Origin of the sequence: Xanthomonas sp. CFBP 7698 (assembly GCF_003600855.1) — a bacterium.
GTDB lineage: Bacteria > Pseudomonadota > Gammaproteobacteria > Xanthomonadales > Xanthomonadaceae > Xanthomonas > Xanthomonas cannabis.
Genome location: NZ_PRDN01000001.1, coordinates 1,609,719 through 1,631,512, shown reverse-complemented (window position 1 = coordinate 1,631,512; position 21,794 = coordinate 1,609,719). Strand labels below are relative to the sequence as shown.

The 21,794-nt window shown below is 66.4% G+C and carries 12 protein-coding genes; 9 read left to right on the top strand and 3 right to left on the bottom strand.

Annotated features, from left to right (window positions below):
• The first annotated feature begins 170 nt into the window (after positions 1-170).
• Positions 171-1,079 (top strand): sulfate adenylyltransferase subunit CysD, encoded by a 909-nt coding sequence (cysD, locus tag XnspCFBP7698_RS06860; RefSeq protein WP_104580762.1) that lies wholly within the window; start codon positions 171-173, stop codon positions 1,077-1,079.
• A 62-nt stretch (positions 1,080-1,141) separates the two neighbouring features.
• Positions 1,142-3,055 carry a sulfate adenylyltransferase subunit CysN gene (cysN, locus tag XnspCFBP7698_RS06855; RefSeq protein WP_199680063.1) on the top strand — a complete coding sequence of 638 codons (1,914 nt, stop codon included), beginning with the start codon at positions 1,142-1,144 and terminating at the stop codon, positions 3,053-3,055.
• 9 nt (positions 3,056-3,064) lie between these two features.
• Here cysN and XnspCFBP7698_RS21740 read toward each other — a convergent pair whose 3' ends face one another.
• Entirely contained in the window at positions 3,065-3,229 is a 165-nt protein-coding gene (locus tag XnspCFBP7698_RS21740) for a hypothetical protein (protein ID WP_158255452.1), read from the bottom strand.
• A 78-nt stretch (positions 3,230-3,307) separates the two neighbouring features.
• Here XnspCFBP7698_RS21740 and XnspCFBP7698_RS06850 point away from each other — a divergent pair, with 78 nt between their 5' ends.
• The 6 genes from XnspCFBP7698_RS06850 (at position 3,308) to XnspCFBP7698_RS06820 (ending at position 14,053) form a co-directional block, all read left to right on the top strand.
• Positions 3,308-4,378: an efflux RND transporter periplasmic adaptor subunit gene (locus tag XnspCFBP7698_RS06850; protein ID WP_104580764.1), complete on the top strand. Its 1,071-nt coding sequence runs from the start codon at positions 3,308-3,310 to the stop codon at positions 4,376-4,378.
• Positions 4,375-7,500 carry an efflux RND transporter permease subunit gene (locus tag XnspCFBP7698_RS06845; RefSeq protein ID WP_104580765.1) on the top strand — a complete coding sequence of 1,042 codons (3,126 nt, stop codon included), beginning with the start codon at positions 4,375-4,377 and terminating at the stop codon, positions 7,498-7,500. Before XnspCFBP7698_RS06850 ends, XnspCFBP7698_RS06845 begins: the two co-directional genes overlap by 4 nt.
• A 383-nt stretch (positions 7,501-7,883) precedes the next feature.
• Complete coding sequence (locus XnspCFBP7698_RS06840; RefSeq protein WP_104580766.1) at positions 7,884-10,559, top strand: M1 family metallopeptidase; 2,676 nt, start codon at positions 7,884-7,886, stop codon at positions 10,557-10,559.
• A gap of 67 nt (positions 10,560-10,626) precedes the next feature.
• Positions 10,627-11,166, top strand: a complete 540-nt coding sequence (locus XnspCFBP7698_RS06835) for a GNAT family N-acetyltransferase (protein WP_104580767.1) — start codon at positions 10,627-10,629, stop codon at positions 11,164-11,166.
• A gap of 458 nt (positions 11,167-11,624) precedes the next feature.
• Positions 11,625-12,542 (top strand): TrmH family RNA methyltransferase, encoded by a 918-nt coding sequence (locus XnspCFBP7698_RS06825; RefSeq protein WP_104580769.1) that lies wholly within the window; start codon positions 11,625-11,627, stop codon positions 12,540-12,542.
• Positions 12,539-14,053, top strand: coding sequence for a carboxylesterase family protein (locus XnspCFBP7698_RS06820; protein WP_146093239.1), 1,515 nt, complete (start codon positions 12,539-12,541; stop codon positions 14,051-14,053). The genes XnspCFBP7698_RS06825 and XnspCFBP7698_RS06820 overlap by 4 nt, the downstream gene beginning before the upstream one ends.
• 291 nt (positions 14,054-14,344) lie before the next feature.
• On the opposite strand, the gene XnspCFBP7698_RS06815 is transcribed toward XnspCFBP7698_RS06820, so the two are convergent.
• Together XnspCFBP7698_RS06815 and XnspCFBP7698_RS06810 are read right to left on the bottom strand one after the other, a co-directional pair.
• A complete protein-coding gene (locus tag XnspCFBP7698_RS06815; protein ID WP_158255453.1) occupies positions 14,345-15,820 on the bottom strand; it encodes a neprosin family prolyl endopeptidase in 1,476 nt (491 codons plus the stop codon).
• Between the two features lie 296 nt (positions 15,821-16,116).
• The gene (locus XnspCFBP7698_RS06810) at positions 16,117-18,081 is read right to left on the bottom strand and encodes a glycoside hydrolase family 97 protein (RefSeq protein WP_104580771.1); all 1,965 of its coding nucleotides are present in this window, start codon (positions 18,079-18,081) and stop codon (positions 16,117-16,119) included.
• A gap of 218 nt (positions 18,082-18,299) precedes the next feature.
• On the opposite strand from XnspCFBP7698_RS06810, the gene XnspCFBP7698_RS06805 reads away from it, so the two are divergent.
• A complete protein-coding gene (locus tag XnspCFBP7698_RS06805; protein ID WP_104580772.1) occupies positions 18,300-21,767 on the top strand; it encodes a LamG-like jellyroll fold domain-containing protein in 3,468 nt (1,155 codons plus the stop codon).
• Positions 21,768-21,794: the final 27 nt, after the last annotated feature.

Below are 21,794 nucleotides of genomic sequence, written 5' to 3'. Positions count from 1 at the left end.
GGGGCTTTGATGAGACCGACGATGTTAGAGAAGCGTTGCGGGGACCAGAAAGGAGCAGCCGTTATCGTGTTATGCCAGCCGCTTATTTCGGGCTGGCATAAGGCCGGGACACACTGCGGCGCCTTGGCCTACCATCGATTGGCGAGCCTGCCGATCCCGACGACACCCCGATGACCCTGCTGCCGCTGTCCCATCTCGACCGGCTCGAAGCCGAAAGCATCCACATCCTGCGCGAAGTCGCCGCCGAATTCCGGGTCCCTGTGATGCTGTATTCGGTCGGCAAGGACAGCTCGGTGCTGCTGCATCTGCTGCTCAAGGCGTTCGCGCCGTCGCCGCCGCCGATCCCGCTGCTGCACGTGGACACGCGCTGGAAGTTCCGCGAGATGATCGCCTTCCGCGACCGCCGCGCCGCCGAAACCGGTGTGGACCTGCGCGTGCACATCAACCCCGACGGCATCGCCCAGGACATCGGCCCGATCAGCCATGGCGCGGCGGTACACACCGACATCATGAAGACCCAGGGCCTGAAGCAGGCGCTGGAGCAGGGCGGCTTCGATGCGGCGATCGGCGGGGCGCGGCGCGATGAGGAGAAATCGCGGGCCAAGGAGCGGGTGTTCTCGTTCCGCAATGCGCGCCATCGCTGGGACCCGAAGAACCAGCGCCCCGAGCTATGGAATCTGTACAACGCGCGCACCAGGCCCGGTGAGAGTGTGCGCGTGTTTCCGCTGTCCAACTGGACCGAGCTGGATATCTGGCTCTACATCTACCGCGAAAAGATCCCGGTGGTGCCGCTGTATTTCGCCGCGCCGCGCCCGGTGGTGGAGCGCGACGGCGCGCTGATCCTGGTCGACGACGCGCGCCTGCCGTTGCACCCGGGCGAAACCCCGCAGCTGCGTTCGGTGCGCTTTCGCACGCTGGGCTGCTACCCGCTCACCGGTGCGATCGAGTCCAGCGCCGACACCCTGGAAGCGGTGATCGCCGAAATGCTGGTCAGCACCAGCTCCGAGCGCCAGGGCCGCATGATCGACCACGCACCGGGTGCATCGATGGAACAGAAGAAGCTTGAGGGGTATTTTTGATGGGCAGTGAATGGGGAATCGGGAATGGGGAATCGCAACAGCGGTTGCCGGCAAACGTCACCATGGAAGAGGACGCCTTTGCGATTCCCGATTCCCGACTCCCGATTCCCGGCAGCATCGCTGCCTACCTCCAGCAGCACGAATCCAAGCCGCTGCTGCGCTTCATCACCTGCGGCAGCGTGGATGACGGCAAGAGCACGCTGATCGGGCGGTTGCTGTACGACAGCAAGCGTTTGTTCGACGATCAGCTGGCGGCGCTGGAAAGCGACAGCCGGCGGCATGGCACGCAGGGCGAGGGTATCGATTACGCGCTGCTGATGGACGGGCTGGCGGCCGAGCGCGAACAGGGCATCACCATCGATGTGGCGTACCGCTATTTCGATACCGACCGGCGCAAGTTCATCGTGGCCGATTGCCCCGGCCATGAGCAGTACACGCGCAATATGGCCACCGGCGCATCCACCGCCGATGTGGCGGTGGTGCTGGTGGATGCGCGCAAGGGCCTGCTGGCGCAGACGCGCCGCCACAGCTATATCGTGTCGTTGCTGGGCATCCGGCACGTGGTGCTGGCGGTCAACAAGATGGATCTGGTGGACTACGACGCGCAGGTGTTTGCTGGCATTGCCGAAGGCTATCGCGCGCTGGCCGCGCAGCTGGGCATCGCCGATGTGCAGTGCATCCCGCTATCGGCGCTGGCTGGCGAAAATCTGTCCAGCGCCTCGACGCGGATGCCGTGGTACCAGGGCCCGCCGCTGTTGCAGCATCTTGAAACCGTGCAGCTGGAGCCGCCGGAAGCCGGCAGCGGCCTGCGGCTGCCGGTGCAGTGGGTCAATCGCGCCAACTCGCAGTTCCGCGGCTATGCGGGCACGATTGCTGCCGGTCAGGTGCGTGTGGGCGATGCGGTGGTGGTGGTGCCGTCCGGGCGCCGCACGCAGGTGGCGAGCGTGCTCGATGCCAACGGGGAGGTGGACAGCGCACGCGCCGGGCAGGCGGTGACGTTGACCCTGCGCGACGAGATCGACATCAGCCGCGGCGACATCATCGCCGCCATCGACGACCCGCCCGAAGTGGCCGACCAGTTCGCTGCGCATCTGCTGTGGATGGACGATGCCGCGCTGCTGCCGGGCCGCCCGTACTGGCTCAAGATCGGCACCCGCACTGTCACGGTGAGCATCAGCGAGATCAAGCACAAGGTCGATGTGAATACGCAAGAGCGGCTGGCCGCCAAGCGGCTGGAGCTCAACGAAGTGGGCTACTGCAACCTGGCGCTGGACGAACCCATCGCGTTCTCGCCGTATGCGCGCAACCGGGTGCTCGGTGGCTTCATCCTGATCGACCGGCAAAGCAATGCCACGGTGGCGGCCGGCACGCTGGAATTTGCGTTGCGCCGCGCCGGCAACGTGCATTGGCAGCATCTGGATGTGGATCGCAGCGCACGGGCGCGCATCAAGGGGCAGGCGCCGCGCGTGCTGTGGTTCACCGGCCTGTCGGGTGCGGGCAAATCCACCGTTGCCAATCTGGTCGACAAGCGCCTGCACGCCCTGGGCTATCACACCTTCATCCTGGACGGCGACAACGTGCGCCACGGGCTCAACCGCGATCTGGGTTTCACCGACGAAGACCGCGTGGAAAATATCCGCCGGGTGGCCGAGGTGGCGCGGCTGATGGCCGACGCGGGGCTGATCGTGCTGGTGAGCTTCATCTCGCCATTCCGCGCCGAGCGGCAACTGGCGCGCGAGCGCTTCGATGCGGGCGAGTTCGTCGAGGTGTTCGTGGACGTGCCGCTGGCCGTTGCCGAGGCGCGCGACGTGAAGGGGCTGTACCGCAAGGCCCGTGCCGGGCAGATCCCCAATTTCACCGGGATCGACTCGCCCTACGAGGCGCCCGAAACGCCGGAGATCCATCTTCACGCCGATGGTGAGAATGTAGAGGCGCTGGCGCGCCACGTGCTCGAGTTTCTGGGGCTGGAGCGCTGAGCGCGGGCATCAGGGCGCTGCAAGCGGCCCCCGGCGCGTCACGGGATTGGCAGGAACCGGCAGCACGTTGCCGCCCGGTTCTGCGCCGGCCTGGCGCGCATGGGGGGCGCACGCGGCATCGATGACGGCGCTGGCCAGCGCATCGTGGCGGCGACGGCAAGGGTCGTTGGTCATGGTGCAAAGCGCGCCCTTTCTGTCAACGCATGGCGGCCAGGTCGGTAAACTTTCGAGGTACCCCGCCAGGATGTTCTGATGCTTGTTCTGCCCAGCGCGCGCCACTGCGTCGCGCTCTTGTTGGCCGTGTGGCTGTCCGGTTGCGCCCGTCAGGCGAGTGCGCCGGCGGTGGCCAAGCCGATTCCGGTGGTGGTGCAGCCGGTTGCGGTGCAGCCGTGGAATTCCACCGTGCAATCGATCGCCACCGTGCGTGCGCGCGAATCGGTGGCGCTCACTGCTGCAGTGAGCGATGTGGTGGAGCAGGTGTATTTCGAGAGCGGCGATGAGGTCAAGGCCGGGCAATTGCTGCTGCGGCTACGCGGCAATTCGCAGCAGGCGGCGTTGACCGCCGCGCAGGCCACCTTCGAAGAAACCGACCAGCTGTACAGGCGTCAGTTGAGCCTGGTTGGCCAGCAGCTGGTCGCCAAGTCCACCGTCGATACGCAACGCGCGCTGCGCGATGCGGCGCAGGCGCGCGTGCAGCAGATGCGTGCGGAGATCACCGACCGCGAGGTTCGCGCGCCGTTCGCGGGCGTGCTTGGCATCCGCCAGATCAGTCCGGGGTCGTTGATCACCTCCAGCACGGTGATCGCCATGCTGGACGATGTGGCGCGCATGTACGTGGACTTCCAGGTGCCGGAATCGCAGTTCGGTCTGGTGCAGCTCGGCAACGTGGTGAACGGCACGGCGGCCGCTTACCCGGGCGCGCGCTTCGACGGTGAGGTGGCGGCGATCGATTCACGTATCGACGAAACCACCCGCTCGGTGACGGTGCGTGCGGATTTTCCCAATGACGACCGGCGCCTGCGCCCGGGCATGCTGCTGGATGTGCGGCTGTTCCAGCCGGCGCGGCAGGCGGTGGTGATTCCGGAAATTGCGGTGGTGCAGGTGGGGCGCGAGTCGTACGTGTTCCGGGTCAAGCCCGACAGCAGCGTGGAGCGCGCCGATGTGCGCCTGGGCGAGCGCCGCGATGGCAAGGTGGAGATCCTGGAGGGCGTCAAGGCCGGCGAGCGCATCGTGGTGGATGGCACCGGCAAGCTGCGTCCCGGGCTGAAGGTGGTCGACCAGGCCGCGCCCGCCTCGGTGCGCCCGCAGGCCGCCGCACAATGAAACTCTCCGACCTGTCCATTACCCGCCCGGTGATGGCGGTGGTGATGAGCCTCCTGCTGATCGTGCTGGGGGTGATGTCGTTCACTCGGCTCACCTTGCGCGAGCTGCCGGCGATCGACCCGCCCATCGTGTCGGTGGACGTGGAATACACCGGCGCCTCGGCGGCGGTGGTGGAAAGCCGCATCACCCAGGTGCTGGAAGACGCGCTAGCCGGCATCGAGGGCATCGAGACCATCGAGGCGCGGAGCCGCAATGGCTCCTCCGACATTAGCATCGAGTTCGTGCAATCGCGCGATGTCGAAGCCGCTGCCAACGACGTGCGCGATGCGGTGAGCCGCGTGTCCGACCGCATGCCCGACCAGGCGCGCCCGCCGGAGATTTCCAAGGTCGAAGCCGACGCCGACCCCATCCTGTGGCTCAACATGAGCTCCAGCACGATGGACACGCTGCAGCTGTCCGACTACGCCGAGCGCTACGTGGTGGACCGCTTCTCCAGCCTGGATGGCGTGGCGCAGGTGCGGATCGGCGGACGCCAGCGCTATGCCATGCGCATCTGGCTCGACCGCGACCAGCTGGCCGCACGTGCGCTCACTTTCGCCGATGTCGAGGCCGCGCTGGAAAACGAAAACGTCGAGCTGCCGGCCGGCAGCATCGAATCGGCGCAGCGCGATTTCACCCTGCGGGTGGAGCGCAGTTATCTCAAGCCGGAAGACTTTGCCAAGCTGCCGCTCAGCAAGGGCGAGGGCGGCTATGTGGTGCGGCTGGGTGACGTGGCCAGGGTCGAGCTGACCTCGGCCGAACGCCGCGCGTATTTCCAGAGCAACGGTGTGCCCAACGTGGGCCTGGGCATCGTGCGCAACTCCACCGCCAACGCGCTGGACGTCGCCCGCGAGGCGCGCGCGCAAGCGGAGGAAGTGCAGAAATCGCTGCCGCAGGGCACCAACATCTTTGTCGCCTTCGACACCACCACCTTCATCGATGCGGCCGTGGAGCGCGTGTACCACACGCTGGTCGAAGCGGTGGTGCTGGTGCTGGTGGTGATCTGGGTCTTTCTGGGTAGCGCACGCGCGGCATTGATTCCGGCGGTGACGGTGCCGGTGTGTCTGATCGCCGCGTTCATCGCGCTGTACGCGTTCGATTTTTCTATCAACCTGCTCACCCTGCTGGCGCTGGTGCTGTGCATCGGGCTGGTGGTGGACGACGCCATCGTGGTGGTGGAAAACATCCAGCGCCGCATCGACCTGGGCGAGCCGCCGCTGGTGGCGGCCAAGCGCGGCACCGGGCAGGTGGCATTCGCGGTGATTGCGACCACGGCGGTGCTGGTGGCGGTATTCCTGCCGGTCGGCTTTCTGGAAGGCAACACCGGGCGCCTGTTCCGTGAATTGGCGGTGGCACTGGCGGCGGCGGTGGCGATCTCGGCTTTCGTGGCGCTGACGCTGACGCCGATGATGTCGTCCAAGCTGCTGCGCTCGCATCGCGTGGCCAAGCCCAATCGCTTCCATCACTGGTTCGACGGGCGCATGCAGGCGGTGTCCGGCGCATACGGGCGCTCGCTGGAGCGGCACGTGCAGCGCACCTGGATCTTCGCGCTGCTGATGCTGCTGGCGCTGGGCGCAAGCGCATGGTTGATGGGGCGCATTCCCTCCGAACTGGCGCCGGCCGAAGACCGCGGCAACTTTCAGATCATGATCGATGGCCCCGAGGGTGCCGGTTTCGATTACACCGTGGGGCAGATGCATCAGGTCGAAGACATCCTGCGCCCCTACTTGGGCCCGGACAAACCCATCGTGCGTGCCAACCCGCGCGTGCCCGGCGGCTTTGGCAGCAGCGAGGAAATGCACACCGGCCGCGTCAGCGTGTTCCTGCAGGACTGGGAAAAACGCACCCGCCCGACCACCGAGGTGGCCGATGAGCTGCAGCAAAAACTCAACGTGCTCAGCGGCGTGCGTGCGCGCACGCAGGTCAGCGGTGGGCTGGTGCGCAGCCGCGGCCAGCCGTTCCAGCTGGTGCTCGGTGGCCCGGATTACGCGGAAATCGCGCAGTGGCGCGATCGCATCCTGCAACGCATGGAGGCCAATCCCGGCCTGGTCGGGCCGGATTCGGATTACAAGGAAACCCGCCCGCAGATGCGCGTGAATATCGACCGCCTGCGTGCGGCCGATCTGGGCGTGCCGGTGACGGCCATTGGTGGCGCGCTGGAAGCGATGATGGGCTCGCGGCGCGTCACCACCTTCGTCGACAACGGCGAGGAATACGATGTCATGCTGCAGGCCGGGCGCGAAGGCCGCATGTCGCCGGAAGACCTCACCGCCATCCGCGTACGCTCCAGCCGCGGCGAACTGATTCCGTTGTCCAACCTGGTCACGCTCAGCGAAGTGGCCGAGGCCGGCACCTTGAACCGCTTCAACCGGCTGCGTGCAATCACCATCACCGCCGGTCTGGCGCCGGGTTACCCGTTGGGCGACGCCATCGCCTGGGCGCAACAGGCCGCACAGGAAGAACTGCCGGAATACGCGCAGCTGGACTGGAAGGGCGAATCGCGCGAGTACCAGCAATCCGGCAGTGCGGTGTTGCTGACCTTTGGCATGGCCTTGCTGGTGGTGTACCTGGTGCTGGCTGCGCAGTTCGAAAGTTTTGCGCATCCGCTGGTGATCATGCTCACCGTGCCGCTGGCGGTGCTGGGTGCGTTGGTCGGCTTGTGGGTCACCGGCGGCACGCTCAATCTGTTCAGTCAGATCGGCATCGTGATGCTGGTCGGCCTGGCCGCGAAGAACGGCATCCTGATCGTGGAATTCGCCAACCAGTTGCGCGACGAAGGCCGCAGCGTGCACCAGGCCATTGTCGAATCCGCCTCGGTGCGGCTGCGCCCGATCCTGATGACCTCCATCGCCACCGTGGTGGGTGCCATCCCGCTGGTGGTGGCCGGCGGGCCCGGCTCGGCCAGTCGCGCTACCATCGGTGTGGTGGTGATCTTCGGCGTCTCGCTGTCCACGCTGCTGTCGCTGTATGTGGTGCCGGCGTTCTACAGCCTGATCGCCCCGTACACCAAGTCGCCGGAAGCACTGGCTCGCCAGCTGGAAACCCTGGAAGCGGACACCCCATCGGTGGGCGGGCACGCGTAGCGTGCCTGTCACGCTGCACGGCCGCACGTTGGGTGCGGTTGTGCAGGGCGGTCATGCCACCTGCATGCGAATGCCGGTCTGCGCGCTGGTGCGCAGCGCCAGCATCACGCCGTGACACGCAACGGTGTCAAGGCCGCGCAGACGAGCCGTTCTTGCGGCGGTACGTTGGTTGCGTGCAGTGCTGCACCGGTTGCAGCGGCATCTTCAGGTGCACATGCCGCCGGCCGCACGGCACGATGCGACCGCCATCGTTGCCACTGCTGGCAGGCAGCCGGCGCCTGCCCACCCGCAGCAGCCGTCCCGCCCATCCAATGACTAAGTTCACATGACACGCATGCCCGGCTGTGATCGACTTCGGCGGTTACCCTGACCGGAATTGCCCAATGCGTCGTCTTGCCTGTTTGCTCGCTCCTTCCCTTCTTGCGCTGTGCTGCGGTAGTGCGCTGGCGCAAACGTCCGGTGAGGCAGTGCCCAATGGGCGCCTGCCGACCTGGGCGGTGCCAGAGCGCTACAGCCTGTCGTTCAAGATCGATCCGGAGCAGACGCAGTTCAGTGGCCGCACCACCATTCGCGTGCAGCTCAAGCAGGCGTCCGATCACCTGTGGCTGCATGGCAAGGAATTGGTGGTCAGCAAGGCCACGGTCAAGCCCGGCAAGGGCAAGCCGCTGACCGCGCGCTACGTGCAGGCCGATGCACAAACCGGCGTAGTGCGCCTGGACTTCGGTCGCACGCTGCAGCCGCAGACGCTCACCGTGGACATCAGCTATAGCGCGCCGCTCAATCAGCAGCTGCAGGGCCTGTATCAGGTGAAGTACCAGGGCAACGCCTATGCGATGACGCAGATGGAGCCGATCAGTGCGCGCTACGCGTTCCCCGGCTTCGACGAGCCGGCGTTCAAGACGCCGTTCGACCTGAGCCTGACCGTGCCCAGCGACGACCAGGCGCTGGCCAACACCATCGCCACCTCGACCAAGCCGGCCGGCAAGGGCTGGAAGACGGTGACCTTTGCGCCCACCGTGCCGCTGCCCACCTATCTGGTGGCCTACGCGGCCGGTCCCTGGGATGTGGTGGATGTGCCGGCCATGCCGGCCACCCCGCAGCGCCCCACGGCCACGCCGTTGCGCGGTATCGCCGCCAAGGGGCAGGGCCCGCGCATCACGCCCGCACTGGACCAGACCCCGGCCATCATCGCTGCGCTGGAGGACTATTACGCGTTTGGGTATCCGTTCGACAAGCTCGATCTGGTCGCCGCCCCGGATTTCAGTGCCGGCGCGATGGAGAACCCGGGGTTTGTCACCTTCCGCGATTGGCTGTTGCTGTTGGACAAGGACTCGCCGGCGGTGAACGTGCAGCGTTCCTTCAACACCAACGCACATGAGCTGGCGCATCAATGGACCGGCGATGCCGTGACCATGGCGTGGTGGGACGACCTGTGGCTCAACGAGGCCTTCGCCACCTGGATGCAGCAGAAGATCACCATGCAGCTGCATCCGGAATACCACGCCAACCTGGACCGGATCGGCGGTGCGCAATATGCGATGAACAACGACAGCCTGGTCAGCGCGCGCAAGATCCGCCAGCCGATCACCGGCAATGGCGATATCGAAACCGCCTTCGACGGCATCACCTACCAGAAGGGTGCGGCAGTGCTGGCGATGTTCGAAGCCTTCGTCGGCGAGGACGTCTTTCGCGAAGGCATGCGCGCCTATATCGCCAAGCACAAGTTTGCCAACGCCACCGCCGACGATCTGGTCGATGCGATCGCCGAAGCGGCCGGCAAGGGCGCCGATTTCAAGGCCGCCTTCCGCAGTTTCCTCAATCAGCCGGGCGTGCCGTACCTGCAAACCCAGCTGGCCCGCGAGGGCGGCAAGACCGTGGTGAAGCTGCAGCAGCAGCGCTTTCTGCCGCTGGGCTCGGCCGGCTCCACCGCGCAGCAGTGGGGCGTACCGGTGTGCGTGAAGTACGGCAAGGAGAAGAACCAGGTCGGCACTGCCTGCCAGCTGCTGGACAGCGCCAGCGGCAGCATCGTGCTGGAAGGCGCCGGCAAGAACACCTGGGTCTTCCCGAACGCGCGTGGCGCCGGCTATTACCGTTTCAGTCTGCCGAAGAAGCAGCTGGCCGCGCTGGGCAAGCAGATCGGCCAGCTCGACGACAGCGAGCAGCTTGCCTATGCCGATGCGATCGACGCGGCGTACCGCCATGGCGATGCCGACAGCGATGCAGTGCTGGCAGCGATCAAGCAGCTGGCGCCGTCCGCATCGGCCGATGTGTCCACTGCGCTGGTGGACCGCTTGGTGTGGATCTGGCAGTACCAGGCCAGCACCGAGGCGCAGCGCAGCGCCTTGCGCAAGGTGGCCGAGCAGGCCTACCTGCCGCGTCTGCGTCAGTTGGGTTACACGCGGCGCAGTGGTGAGTCGGTCGACGACGTCGCGTTGCGGAGCGCGTTGACCAGCCTGTTCGGGTTGCGCCTGCAGACGCCGGAGGTGCGCAAGGCCTTGCTCGCCCAGGGCGACGCCGTGCTGGGCGGCGGCAACGGGGCGCTGGAGTTCTCCGCGGCCAATCCCGACCTGCTCGGCAGCGCACTGTCGGTGACTGTGCAGGAACGTGGCGCGGCCGCGGTGAATGCCTTGATCGCCGCGCTGCGCACGCATGCCGACCCGGCGCAGCGCAACGCGATGATCGATGGGCTGGGCGCGGTGCAGGACCCGGCGCTGCTCAAGCAGGTACGGGATTTCGCGCTCACCGATGCGATCAAGGTCGGCGAGATGAAGAGCCTGCTGCGGCGTGGCCACGCCGAGCAGGCCTCGCATGCATCGATGTGGCCCTGGTTCACCGCCAACTTCGACCGTATCGTGCAGCGCAGCGGTTCGTTCGACGGCGGCGGCTTGCCGGCACTGGCTGCCAGCGGCGGCTGCAGCAGCGAGGAAGCCGACCGCCTGGAGGCCTTCTTCAAGCCGCGGCTGGCCACCCTCAGCGGCGCCGACCGCGGCCTGGCCCAGACTGGCGAAACCATCCGCCTCTGCGCCGCGCTCCAGCAGGCGCAGACCGCCAAGCGCTGAGTTGCGGCGTGCGTCTGGTGTGCGCAGTATCGGCGGTGTCGATACTGCGCAAGCCAGGACCCACCAGATGCATGAATTGCTGACGCTGCAGGGAGATGGCTTCGTGCTCCGCCGCTGGCGTCAGGACGACCTGGCTGCCTTGCTGCGGCATGCCAACGACCCGCTGGTACCGCGCGGATTGAGCGAACGATTCCCTCACCCGTATACGCGTGCCGATGGGGACGCCTTTCTAGCTGGGCGGGTAGTCAACCTGCAACATCCGGTGCTGGCCATCGAGATCGACGGCCAGGCCTGCGGCACGATTGGGGTACGTCCAGGGCAGGGCGAGCGCCGCTTCTCGGCCGAGTTGGGCTATTGGATCGGTCGCACGCACTGGGGCCGCGGCTGGATGACACGCATCGTGGGCACCTATGTCGCCTGGGCGATGCAGACCCTGCCGCTCTACCGCGTGCAGGCCACCGTTCTCGACACCAATCCCGCATCGGCTACGGTGTTGTTGCGTAACGGCTTCGTCGAAGAGGGTGTCAGCCGCTGTGCGCTGATGAAGCCGGACGGGCTACACGACTTACGTGTGTTCGCACGGGTGAACCCGCCCGCTTTAGCCTGAATGCCTGTTCGTATTGTCTTGCCGGGCATCGTTGCACGCGCGTGATTGCGGTCTGCAGCAGGCAGATACGGTACAGCTGCCAAAAGCGACCGCGCTCGCCACCAGGCGGGCGCGGCTGGTGCTGGTGCGGCATGTTGCACTGCGTAGATTGCGGTTGCTGCGCGCCGTCCACACCACCTGACGACTGCTCGCCAGGTGTATTAGCCGCTCCACCAGGGGCACGCAGAAGCTGCGTGCGTTTCGTCTCCTCGGCAGCGTTCCTCGACAGGACGGCAAGACGTCCGCAGTGGCTCAGCCCGGCCACCGTATACGCCCCATCGCGTCGGTGGCTTACCATCGTCGTCACTGTTCCTGCGGTTGCGGCCCTGCCGGTGCTGCAGCACGACCAACACCACACTGCGGAAGGGGCCGAAAAACCTTTTTCGCGCTGCAAGCAACACCAACTTCTGGATACGACGATGACACAGCACGATGGACGCGGCCCACGGCCGCCACGCGATGGCGGCTCCGGCGCCTCGCACAACCCGTGGGGCCGCGCCGCGCCGCGCACATCTGCACCGCGCAGTCCCGCACCCCGCGCGCCGGCTCAGCATACGCCCGCCACCGCGCCACCTGCCGCTGCGGCAAGCGGCAGCGCGCGCGAGGTGCGGCTATACGGCATCAACGCCGTGCAGGCCGTGTTCAAGGCGCGCCCGCAGGCCATCCGCAAGCTCTATCTGAGCGAGGCGCGGATTCCGCAGTTCAAGGCCTTGCTGGCCTGGTGCGTGGCCGAGCGTATCGGCTATCGCGTGGTGGAAGACGCCGACCTCAGCAAGCTGGCCGCCAGTGCGCACCATGAAGGCGTGGTGGCCGAGGTGCTGCGCGTGGCGCCGCAACCGCTGCAGGAGTGGCTGGCCGCGTTGCCGCAGGGCCCGGTGCTGGCGCTGTGGCTGGATGGCGTGGGCAACCCGCACAACTTCGGCGCGATCCTGCGCTCGTCCGCGCATTTCGGTGTCGGCGGCTTGCTGCTGCCGGCCGGTTCCACGCTGGGGTTGTCCGGCGCTGCGGCACGCGTGGCCGAAGGCGGTGCCGAAGCGGTGCCGCTGGTGCAGTTGCCCGACACCGCGCAGGCGCTGACCCAGTTGCGGCACGCCGGGTTTGCGGTGGCCGCCACACTCGTTGATGGTGGCCAGGACGTGTTCGCTGCCAGCCTGCCGCAGCGCCTGGTGTACGTGATGGGAGCGGAAAGCGAGGGCATGGACCGCCAGTTCGCGCGCGACTGCGATCTGCAGCTGTCCATCGGCGGCAGCGGCAAGGTCGAAAGTCTCAACGTGGCCTCGGCCACCGCCGTCTTCCAGGCCGCCTGGCGTGCCCGTGTGATCACCGGAGATCTCTGATGCGTGTGTCTGCCTGGCTACTGGCTGCTACCTGCGTTATCACCGGCAGCGCTGCTGCTGCCACGGCGCCTACGCCTGCCGCACCACCGGACGTGCGCACCGATCACGGTGTGGTGCGCGGCCAGTGGCAGGACGACGGCAGCGCGGTGTTCCGCAAGATCCCGTTCGCCGCACCGCCGCTGGGCGCATTGCGCTGGCGGCCGCCGCAACCGGCGGCCGCCTGGACACAGGTACGCGACGCCACCCAGGCGGCCACGCCGTGCGTGCAGCCGGCGCTCGGCTGGAACGACGCGATGGCCAGGCGCGGCAGCGAAGACTGCCTGTACGTGGAAGTGCAGACCCCTGCGTTGCATCCGGCCAAGCCCTTGCCGGTGTTCGTGTGGATCCACGGCGGCGCCAACGTGGCTGGCGGGGCCGATGGGCATCTGCCCACCAACCTCGTCGCGCAAGACATGCTGGTGGTGACGCTGCAATACCGGCTGGGCGCGCTGGGCTTCCTGTCGCTGCCGGAATTGCGCGATGGCGACAACGAGGCCGCCGGCAATTACGCCCTGCTCGATCAGATCGCCGCGCTGCGCTGGGTGCGCGACAACATCGCGCAGTTTGGCGGCGACCCGGCGCGGGTGACCATCGCCGGGCAATCGGCCGGTGGCCAGGACGTGGGCCTGCTGATGCTCAGCCCGCTGGCACGCGGCCTGTTTTCTGCGGCGATCGAACAGAGCGGCACCGCCGGGTTCGGCTTGCCGGCACGCAGCCTGGAAGACAATCGCGCGGTGGGCGTTGCCATCGCCAAACGCGCAGGCATCGAGGATCCGGCAACGCGCCTGGATCAACTGCGCGCGCTGCCGGTGGAACAGTTGCTCAAGGCCGGGCAGGGCGTGGACGTGCCGACGCTGGACGACGACGGCTACATCTGGCTGCAGGCTGTGGTCGATGGCCGCGTGCTGCCGCGTGCACCGGCCGAGCTGCTGGCAAGTGGCGCACAGGCCAAGGTGCCGCTGCTGATCGGCTATGTGGTGCAGGAGCTCACCTACGGTGGCGAGCAGGGCGCGCAGGCGCGTCTGCGGCGCGACTATCCCGAGCGTGCCGATGCGGTGCTGCAGGCGCAACGCGCGCATGCGCAGCAGCGTGCCGCACGTCAGGGCAATGCGGCGATGCAGCTGTCCACCGATCTCACCTTCCGTTGCCCGGCAGTAACGGTGGCCCAGCACCAGGCCTCTCTTGGGGTGCCGGTGTGGCATTACGTGTTCGACACGGCTGCACCCGGCGCGCAGGTCACGCACAGCGCCGAGTTGCCGTTCCTGTTCAAGAATCTGCCGGTCGGCCAGCCGCCGGTGTCGCTGCAGCGCTACTGGGCTGCGTTCGTGCAGCGCGGTAACCCGAATGCCAAGGGCTTGCCTGCCTGGCCGGCGTTTGCGCCCAAGCATGCAGCATTGCAGTTCGATGCACGTGGCGTGCAGCCCATCAAGGATGCGCGCCCGGCCGTGTGTGCAGGGGTGGATTTGCCGTAATGCCGGCTGCCGTCGCCGCGACGACCACGCGTTGAGTCACGGCAAGCCGCAGCGCTTGCCATGACAGTCAAACATCCGAAGTACTGGTGCAGCCGTCTGTGCATTCCGGCGGCACACGCGATGGATTGAATGCCGCCTTGCGCGGCTGCCAGGCCGCAGGTGCTGCAGCGGTATCGAGCGTACGACTGAAGCTGTCCGCCGCTCACTACGCGGCACTGCGTTGCGTCGCCTGCGTGGTTGTTTTCACGAATAAAGCGCGCGCACGGTAACAGTGCGCGCGCTCGGCTCGACTCAAGGTGCGCAGCCCGGTCCGCCGAAGTAGAAGCCACCATTCTGCATCTCTGGCGACAAACTGGTGCGCGACACACCAATGCCCAGTGCGTACGGATAGGTGTAGCCGGCAAGCGCCAGCGTGTAGCAGGAAGGGTGCTCCACGCGCAGCGAGGACAGGCGCTGCACGGGATGGGTTGCCATCGCCGCGTCGCGATAGAAGTGATTGGCCTGAAACGCGGCCTGGCGGTAGCCTGCGCTTGCGAACTGGCCGCTGCCCATGCGCGGACTGACCGCGCCGCTGTCGGTCGAAACTTCGCCGCCGGCACTCAGATACGCAACACGTCCGTTGGCAAAATCGCCCGAATACAGGGCCGCCTTGTAGTAGCCGATCCATTCTCCGTCCAGGCGCAGCCACCAGTTGCCGTCCGTGTTGCGCTGGAATTCCACGCTCAGCATGGTCTGCTTGCCGCCCGCAGTACTGAATCCGGCTGCCGGCTGAGCGCCCAGCACGTGTTTGGTGCTGGTCTGCACGAAATCGCTGCAGTCCAGATTGTGGCAGCCGGTTCTGACGTACCCATCCTGCGTGGAGTAGATGAAGATGATCGGCTTGTCACCCCAGCCTGCTGGCTGTGCTTCCCAGCCTACTTCAAGTGTTTGCGTCTGCTTGCTCGCGCTTTCTCCAGCGATCCATATCTGGCTGATGGTCTGCGTTTCATCGGCACTGCGTAAGGCTGGCGCCCATAGATTGAGATCGGCACCTGCGCCGGTGACCGCCGATCCGGCGGTGTCCAGATAGACTATGGAATAGGCATGCCCATCCGACGCTGCCGCAGGGGCCGCCGCCGTTGGTGCAGCGGAGACGGGGCGTGCGTTTGCATGCAGGAAGGCATTCAAGTCTGCATGGCGGATTAACTCGGCCATTCCAACCCGTTGCAACGGAATCGTTCCGGCATCGCAGCGCAGCGCCGCTGGATCGGAGTCGCCTGGTGCCTTGGCCGGGGCGATGCTGGGCGGCAGCGCGATGTGGTCGCCGTTGCGTAGACCCGGTTGCTGAGCCTGAGGAATGCAGTCGAACACCCGTGTGCCGTCATGCAGGCTGCTGATCACGGTCAGCCCGTTGTAGCGGTTGAACAGGTAGCGCTGCATCTCGGCGAATGCAATCGGGTCGGCGACCTTTGCGGTAGCGCTATGCGTGGCGTAAGTGATGTGCGCCTGAGTGTTCAGAAACTGCTTGAACTCGGCAGTGACCTGCGGAAACGCGCGCGATGCGGCGGCAGTGCTGTGGTGTACGGCATCGGCGTGGGCGTCTGTCACCGATGCCGTGGCAGATATGTGCGACAGCGGCGGCATCAGCGCATCGATACTGCGGTCGCGGGCGGGAGAGATCGACGGTGGGACGAGCGTGCTGGCGACGCCGGCAGGCGCCAATGAACAGACGACGAGCGCAGCGATGGTGCGGCCGATCAGCATCGGCCGGGTGGGATAGAAGGTCATGCGTAATTCCCCTTGCGCCGGAACGAGACTGCCTGCACGCGGCGGACGTGCAGTGCAGTGCCGTCATTGCGCAGGCCTGACGCTGCACGGTGGCATCCAGACCTGCGATGAGGGCGTGCGCATGCTAGCGGCTGCCACTGCGCACGCAGAAGCAAATATGCATTGCGTGATATCGCACACACGCAGAGCGCAATGCATTGCTCGGAGGCCGTGTCGAAAGTCACGCCCATCCGTGCAGACGACAGTTGCCGCTGCGCAAAGGTGCGTGAGGTCACGTCACTTCGGCATGGCTCTACTTACTTTTTCTGCAGTCTGATTGCCGCGCCGCCATTCGCTGCCAATGCCAACTGCAAGGTGTCGTTGCGGGTGAGTGTGCGGGTGTCGATCCGCACGTCGGTCGGAGCCTGGCCGTCGGCATAGATCGTCGCCGTCCAGCTGCCTTTGCCCAGGAACGACAGCGGCAGGGTCAGCGTGCGTGCCTGTTCGTTGGTCATCGCGCCCAGATACCAGTCCTTGCCGCTGCGCCGCGCCAATGCGATATGTTCGCCGATCGCACCGTCCAGGGCGCGGGTTTCGTCCCAGCTTGCCGGGACATCGCGCAGGAATTGAGCGGCCGGCACGTTTTCGTATTGCTCCGGGCTGTCGGCCACAACCGCGAACGGGCTTTCGTACACCACATACATCGCCAGCTGCTGCGCACGCGTGGTCATGACCTGCGGGGCGATGTGCTGCATCTTGAATTCGGCCGGGCGCACATTGCGGAAGCCGCCCGGGGTGTAGTCCATCGGCCCGAGCAACATGCGCGTAAACGGCAGCGTGAGGTTATGCGTGGCGGTGATGCGGGTGGTCCACTTGTTGTATTCCGCACCCAGCACGCCTTCCTGGGTCAGATAGTTGGGATAGGTGCGGGTCAGGCCGGTCGGGTGATACGCACCGTGCAGATCCACCAGCAGCTTGTGCTCGGCAGCCTTGCTCAGCAGGCGATGATAGAAGTCCACCATCTGCTGATCGTCGCGGTCCATGAAGTCGACCTTGATGCCCTTGATGCCGAGTTGCTGGTACCACGCCAGTGCGTCGTCCATATGTGCATCGAGCGCACGCCAGTGTGCCCACAGCCACAGGCCGACATCGCGCTTGCGCGCATAGCCGACCAGACCCGGCAGATCCAGTTGCTCCACCGGCCGGCGGATATCGGCGTCTGCGTTGTATTGGCCATCGCCGGTGCTGCCGTAATACCAGCCGTCATCGATCAGCATGTATTGCAGCTTCAACTGCTGCGCGTGGTCGATATAGCGCTGGATCGTGGCGGTATTCATGCCCGGGTTGGCCACCCCGCTGGCCAGATTGCCCGACCACCAGTCCCATGCCGACTTGCCCGCGCGCACCCAGCGCGCATCGAACGCCGGCGGTGGATTCAATGCGGAAATCAGGTTGGATTCGATCAGGCTGGCAGGCGTGTCGCCCAGCATGATCACCCGCCACGGCGTTGCGAAATCGCGCCCCTTGGCGTCGATGCTGACCGCCAGCCTGGGGTTGTCCAACTGTGGCGACAACCTGGCCGAGACGCCCAGGCTGCCATCGGCGCGGCCAGTGAGGTAGAGCCCGGCGTAATCGCGCAAGTTCGCTTCGGCAATCGCCAGCGTGGTGCCTTTGGCATCGGTCTGGCAGACCAGCGGCAACTCGAGCAGGTTGTGCGGGCGCAATCTGGACGCAGCGATGGCGTCGTACTCGCCCTCGTGGCTGGTTCCGAACCGGCCCAGATTCAAGCTCCAGCAGGGGTAGTCGCGTGGAAACGCAAAGCTGGTGAGTTCGTCGCGAATGCGCACCTCGCCAGCTTCCGGCAATACGTAACGCAGTGCCACACCGTCGTCGTATGCGCGTAGTTCGATGGTGAGCCGGCGTTGCTGTCGATCGGACAAGTGCACGCGCAGCGCGCGGTAGTGATCGCGGACCTGCTGCGTCTTGCCGACCTGCAAGGCAAACCGGCTGTCATGCGTTTCGGTGGTGCTGTCTTGCACGCGCATGTCGCTGCCGAGTTTGCCGGCGTTGCCCAGATCCAGCCCGAGCGGTGCGTCGTCGAGTACCAACGTGTTGCGGTACAGCACGCGATAGCTGGGCACGCCTCCCTCGCGCAGGGTGAATTCCACTTCGGTGCGTGCGTCGGGCGATTGCACACGCAGGCGCTGCGCGGTTGCGGGCGTTGCGATCAACCACAGCAATGCGCATGCCGCCGGTAGTGCGGACTGGATCAGGTTTCGCATGAGTCCCTCCTCCTGGGAGCGCCAACCCTAACGCAGAAAGGTTGTCGTCGATATCACCTTGGGGTAACGTTACCTCGCACCATGGCCGCTGAAACAGGGGCGGCAGCCACGGGCTGCATCACCAAGCGCGAGCGACGCACTGTCCGGATGGACGCTGGTCGCTTGCACGGACGTGGTGTGCACCGTTGCGTGGCAGTAGAGCTTGGGAGAGGCCTCTAATGCTGATGGTTCGCAAGGCGTTCCGCCGTGGAGCGCTGTGGTTGTTGTGTGGTTGCATGAGCTGGACTGCAGTGGAGGCTGCGCCCGCCGATGCGAATCCGCCGGGGCCTTACGATGTCCGCGTGCTCGCGGGCGGGATGGGACTGGCAAAGAAGCTCGCCGCCGATGCACCGCTGCTGGCCGCCAACGCGGACTGGAGCCTGTCGGCGTGGGTGCGCCCGTCGCGTGCGAGCACCGGGCCGGCCCTGATTGCCGGTGTCGGCGATCCCAAGGATGCAGGCCGCTACTTCGCGATCGATGCCGGCACGCTCGGCTTCGTGCAGGGTGCCGATAGCGTGCTCCGCAGCAAGCAGTCGCTACGCGCAGGCGAGTGGACGCAGGTGGCCGCCGTCGCCCGTGGCGGGCGTCTGACGCTGTACGCCAACGGCCGCCAGGTTGCCAGCGGTGCCGCCCGGCAACGTGCAGTGGCGCCGGTGCTGATGTTCGGCCCGCGCGAGCAACCGGGCGCCTACACGCAGCACTTCGGTGGCGAGATCGCCGGCTTCACCGCGCAGGCGCAGGCACTGGAGGCGGCCGCCGTCGCGCAGCTGGCCGCACACACGCCGGACCCGGCGCTGCAGCGCTTCGAGGATGCATCGCCAGCGTGGCAGGTGCAGGTCAAGCAGATGGCCGGGCAGGTAGCACCACAGGCGCCCGCAACGTTGCCGCGCAGTGCAGCGGCGTTTTCTGCGCCGGTGGCCAAGCCGGTGCCGAACGCTCCGGCATTGCAGCCGCTGGATGCCGCTGCCTGGCGGGTAGGCGCGTGGCAACTGGCTGCCGCGCCCGATCTCGGGCCCGCCACCGGCGCCACGTTGTCGCGTGGCGACACGGCCGTTGGCGGCGCCTGGCGTGTCGCCACGGTACCGGGCACGGTGCTCACCACGCTGGTCGATCGCGGCGTGTATCCGGATCCGGATATCGGCCTCAACAACATGGCCATTCCCGAATCGCTGAGCCGGCAGGACTGGTGGTACCGCAGCAGTTTCGATCTGCCCGCCGACGCGCAAGGCAAGCGGCTGGAGCTGCTGTTCAACGGCATCAACTATGCCGGCGAAATCTGGGTCAACGGCACGCAGGTCGGGCGCACGCGCGGTGCATTTGCACGCGGTCGCTTCGATGTCAGCAAGCAGCTCAGGCCCGGCCGCAATGTCGTCGCAGTGCGCGTATCGCCACCGCCGCATCCGGGCATTGCGCATGAGCAGTCCATGACCGCAGGCGTCGGCGAAAACGGCGGCGTGCAGGCGCTGGACGGGCCCACCTTCATCGCAAGCGAGGGCTGGGACTGGATTCCGGCCGTGCGCGACCGTAATGCCGGTCTGTGGCAGGACGTGCAGCTGCATGCCACCGGGCCGGTCACCATCGGCGACACCCAGGTGGTCACCGCGCGCCTGGCGCCGGATCACCGCCGCGCCGAGCTCGAAGTCAGCGTGCCGCTGCGCAACGACAGTGCTGCGCCCGTGCAGGGCACCGTGCAGTTGGCCATTGGCGATGTGCGCATCCAGCGCGAGGTCAACGTGCCGGCAGGCGGCACCACGCTCAAGCTCAGCGCCGCCGACACCCCGCAATTGATCATCGCCAACCCGCGCCTGTGGTGGCCCAACGGCTATGGCGAGCCGGCGCTGTACACCCTGCAGGTGGGGGTGGAGGTTGCCGGTGGGCACTCGGACACGCAGCAGTTGCGCTTCGGCATTCGCGAGGTCACCTACGAGTTGTCGCTGTTCGATGAGGATGGCGCGCTGCGGCGGGTGCTGGTGGATTTCAACAAGGCGCGCCTGCGTGGCGAGCGCATTGTGGATGCGCGCCACAGTGCAATCCGTCCCGTGCCCGGTGGCGATGCGCAATCGTTCTATCCCGGTGCCGCCGTGTCGCCGGCGGTCACACCACTGAAGGACGATGCGCTGGCGCCGTACCTGGCCCTGCGCATCAATGGCGTGCGCATCGCCGTCAAGGGCGGCAACTGGGGCATGGACGATTGGCGCAAGCGCGTATCGCGCGAGCGGCTGGAGCCGTACTTCCGGCTGCAGCGCGATGCGCATTTCAATGTGGTGCGCAACTGGGTGGGGCAGAACACCCAGAGCAGCTTCTTCGATCTGGCCGACGAGTACGGCATGCTGGTGCTCAATGACTTCTGGCAGTCCACCCAGAACTACAACATGGAGCCGGCCGACGCGGCGCTGTTCCTGGACAACGCGGCCGAGGTGATCAAGCGCTTCCGCAATCACCCTTCCATCGTGCTGTGGTTCGGCCGCAACGAAGGCGTGCCTGCCCCCATCCTCAACGAAGGCCTGGACAAGCTCGTGGCCGAACTTGACGGCACGCGCTGGTATACCGGCAGTTCCAATCAGGTCAATCTGCAGGGCAGCGGTCCGTACAACTACCGCGAGCCGGTGGGCTACTTCAACGCCTTGGCGCAGGGCTTTTCGGTAGAGGTGGGCACGCCGTCGTTTTCCACCCTGGAGTCGTTCAAGGCCTCGGTCCCGGCAGTGGGCGATCAGTGGCCGATCAGCGATGCCTGGGCGTACCACGACTGGCACCAGTCCGGGAATGGCGATACCGCCAGCTTCATGCGCTCGCTCACCGACAAGCTTGGTGCGCCCACCAGCCTGGAGGACTTCGAGCGCAAGGCGCAGCTGCTCAACTACGACACCCATCGTGCCATCTTCGAAGGCTTCAACGCGCAGCTGTGGACCAAGAACAGCGGGCGCCTGCTGTGGATGAGCCATCCCGCCTGGCCCAGCAACATGTGGCAGATCTACAGCCACGATTACGACACCCATGCCGCCTACTACGGTGTGCGCAACGCGGCTGAGATGCTGCATGTGCAGATGAACCTGCCGGGTCACGAGGTGGTGGTGGTCAACAACGCCACCGACCCGGTGCGCGGCTTGCGGGTACGGGCGGAGATCTATGGCACCAACGGTGCGCTGCTGCAGCAACGCGAACAAGCGGTCGATGCCGCAGCTGTTGCCGTCTCGGCACCGGTGATGCAGCTGGCGCCGTTGCTCAAGGACACCCACGGGCTGGGCTTTGTGCGCTTGCAGTTGCTCGATCGCGATGCGGTGGTGCGTTCGCGCAACTTCTATTGGGTAGCGCGCGATGCGGCTGCCATGCGCGGCCTGGATGCGCTGGCCGCGGTACCGGTGCAGCTCACCACGCGGCTGGAAGACGGCGCAGAGCCGGTGTTGCGTGCCACCGTGCGCAACCCCTCGCAGCAGGTGGCGCTCAACACCAAGTTGACCCTGGTGGATGCGCAGGGCCAACGCATCCTGCCGGCGTACTACAGCGACAACTACCTGAGCCTGGTACCGGGCGAGCAGCGCGAGGTGGAGATCCGCGTGCCATCGGCCGCCACCTTGCGTAACGCCACGCTGCAGGTGCGCGGCTGGAATGTCGAACCCTCAACCGGCGCTGCGAGCGGGCTTCCGTAGCCGCGCCGATACCTTGCCACGCCGTGC

Coding starts and splice junctions, on each gene's coding strand:
- cysD (WP_104580762.1), top strand. CDS start 171: ATGACCCTGCTGCCGCTGTCCCATCTCGACCGGCTCGAAGCCGAAAGC.
- cysN (WP_199680063.1), top strand. CDS start 1,142: ATGGAAGAGGACGCCTTTGCGATTCCCGATTCCCGACTCCCGATTCCC.
- XnspCFBP7698_RS21740 (WP_158255452.1), bottom strand. CDS start 3,229: ATGACCAACGACCCTTGCCGTCGCCGCCACGATGCGCTGGCCAGCGCC.
- XnspCFBP7698_RS06850 (WP_104580764.1), top strand. CDS start 3,308: ATGCTTGTTCTGCCCAGCGCGCGCCACTGCGTCGCGCTCTTGTTGGCC.
- XnspCFBP7698_RS06845 (WP_104580765.1), top strand. CDS start 4,375: ATGAAACTCTCCGACCTGTCCATTACCCGCCCGGTGATGGCGGTGGTG.
- XnspCFBP7698_RS06840 (WP_104580766.1), top strand. CDS start 7,884: ATGCGTCGTCTTGCCTGTTTGCTCGCTCCTTCCCTTCTTGCGCTGTGC.
- XnspCFBP7698_RS06835 (WP_104580767.1), top strand. CDS start 10,627: ATGCATGAATTGCTGACGCTGCAGGGAGATGGCTTCGTGCTCCGCCGC.
- XnspCFBP7698_RS06825 (WP_104580769.1), top strand. CDS start 11,625: ATGACACAGCACGATGGACGCGGCCCACGGCCGCCACGCGATGGCGGC.
- XnspCFBP7698_RS06815 (WP_158255453.1), bottom strand. CDS start 15,820: ATGACCTTCTATCCCACCCGGCCGATGCTGATCGGCCGCACCATCGCT.
- XnspCFBP7698_RS06810 (WP_104580771.1), bottom strand. CDS start 18,081: ATGCGAAACCTGATCCAGTCCGCACTACCGGCGGCATGCGCATTGCTG.
- XnspCFBP7698_RS06805 (WP_104580772.1), top strand. CDS start 18,300: ATGCTGATGGTTCGCAAGGCGTTCCGCCGTGGAGCGCTGTGGTTGTTG.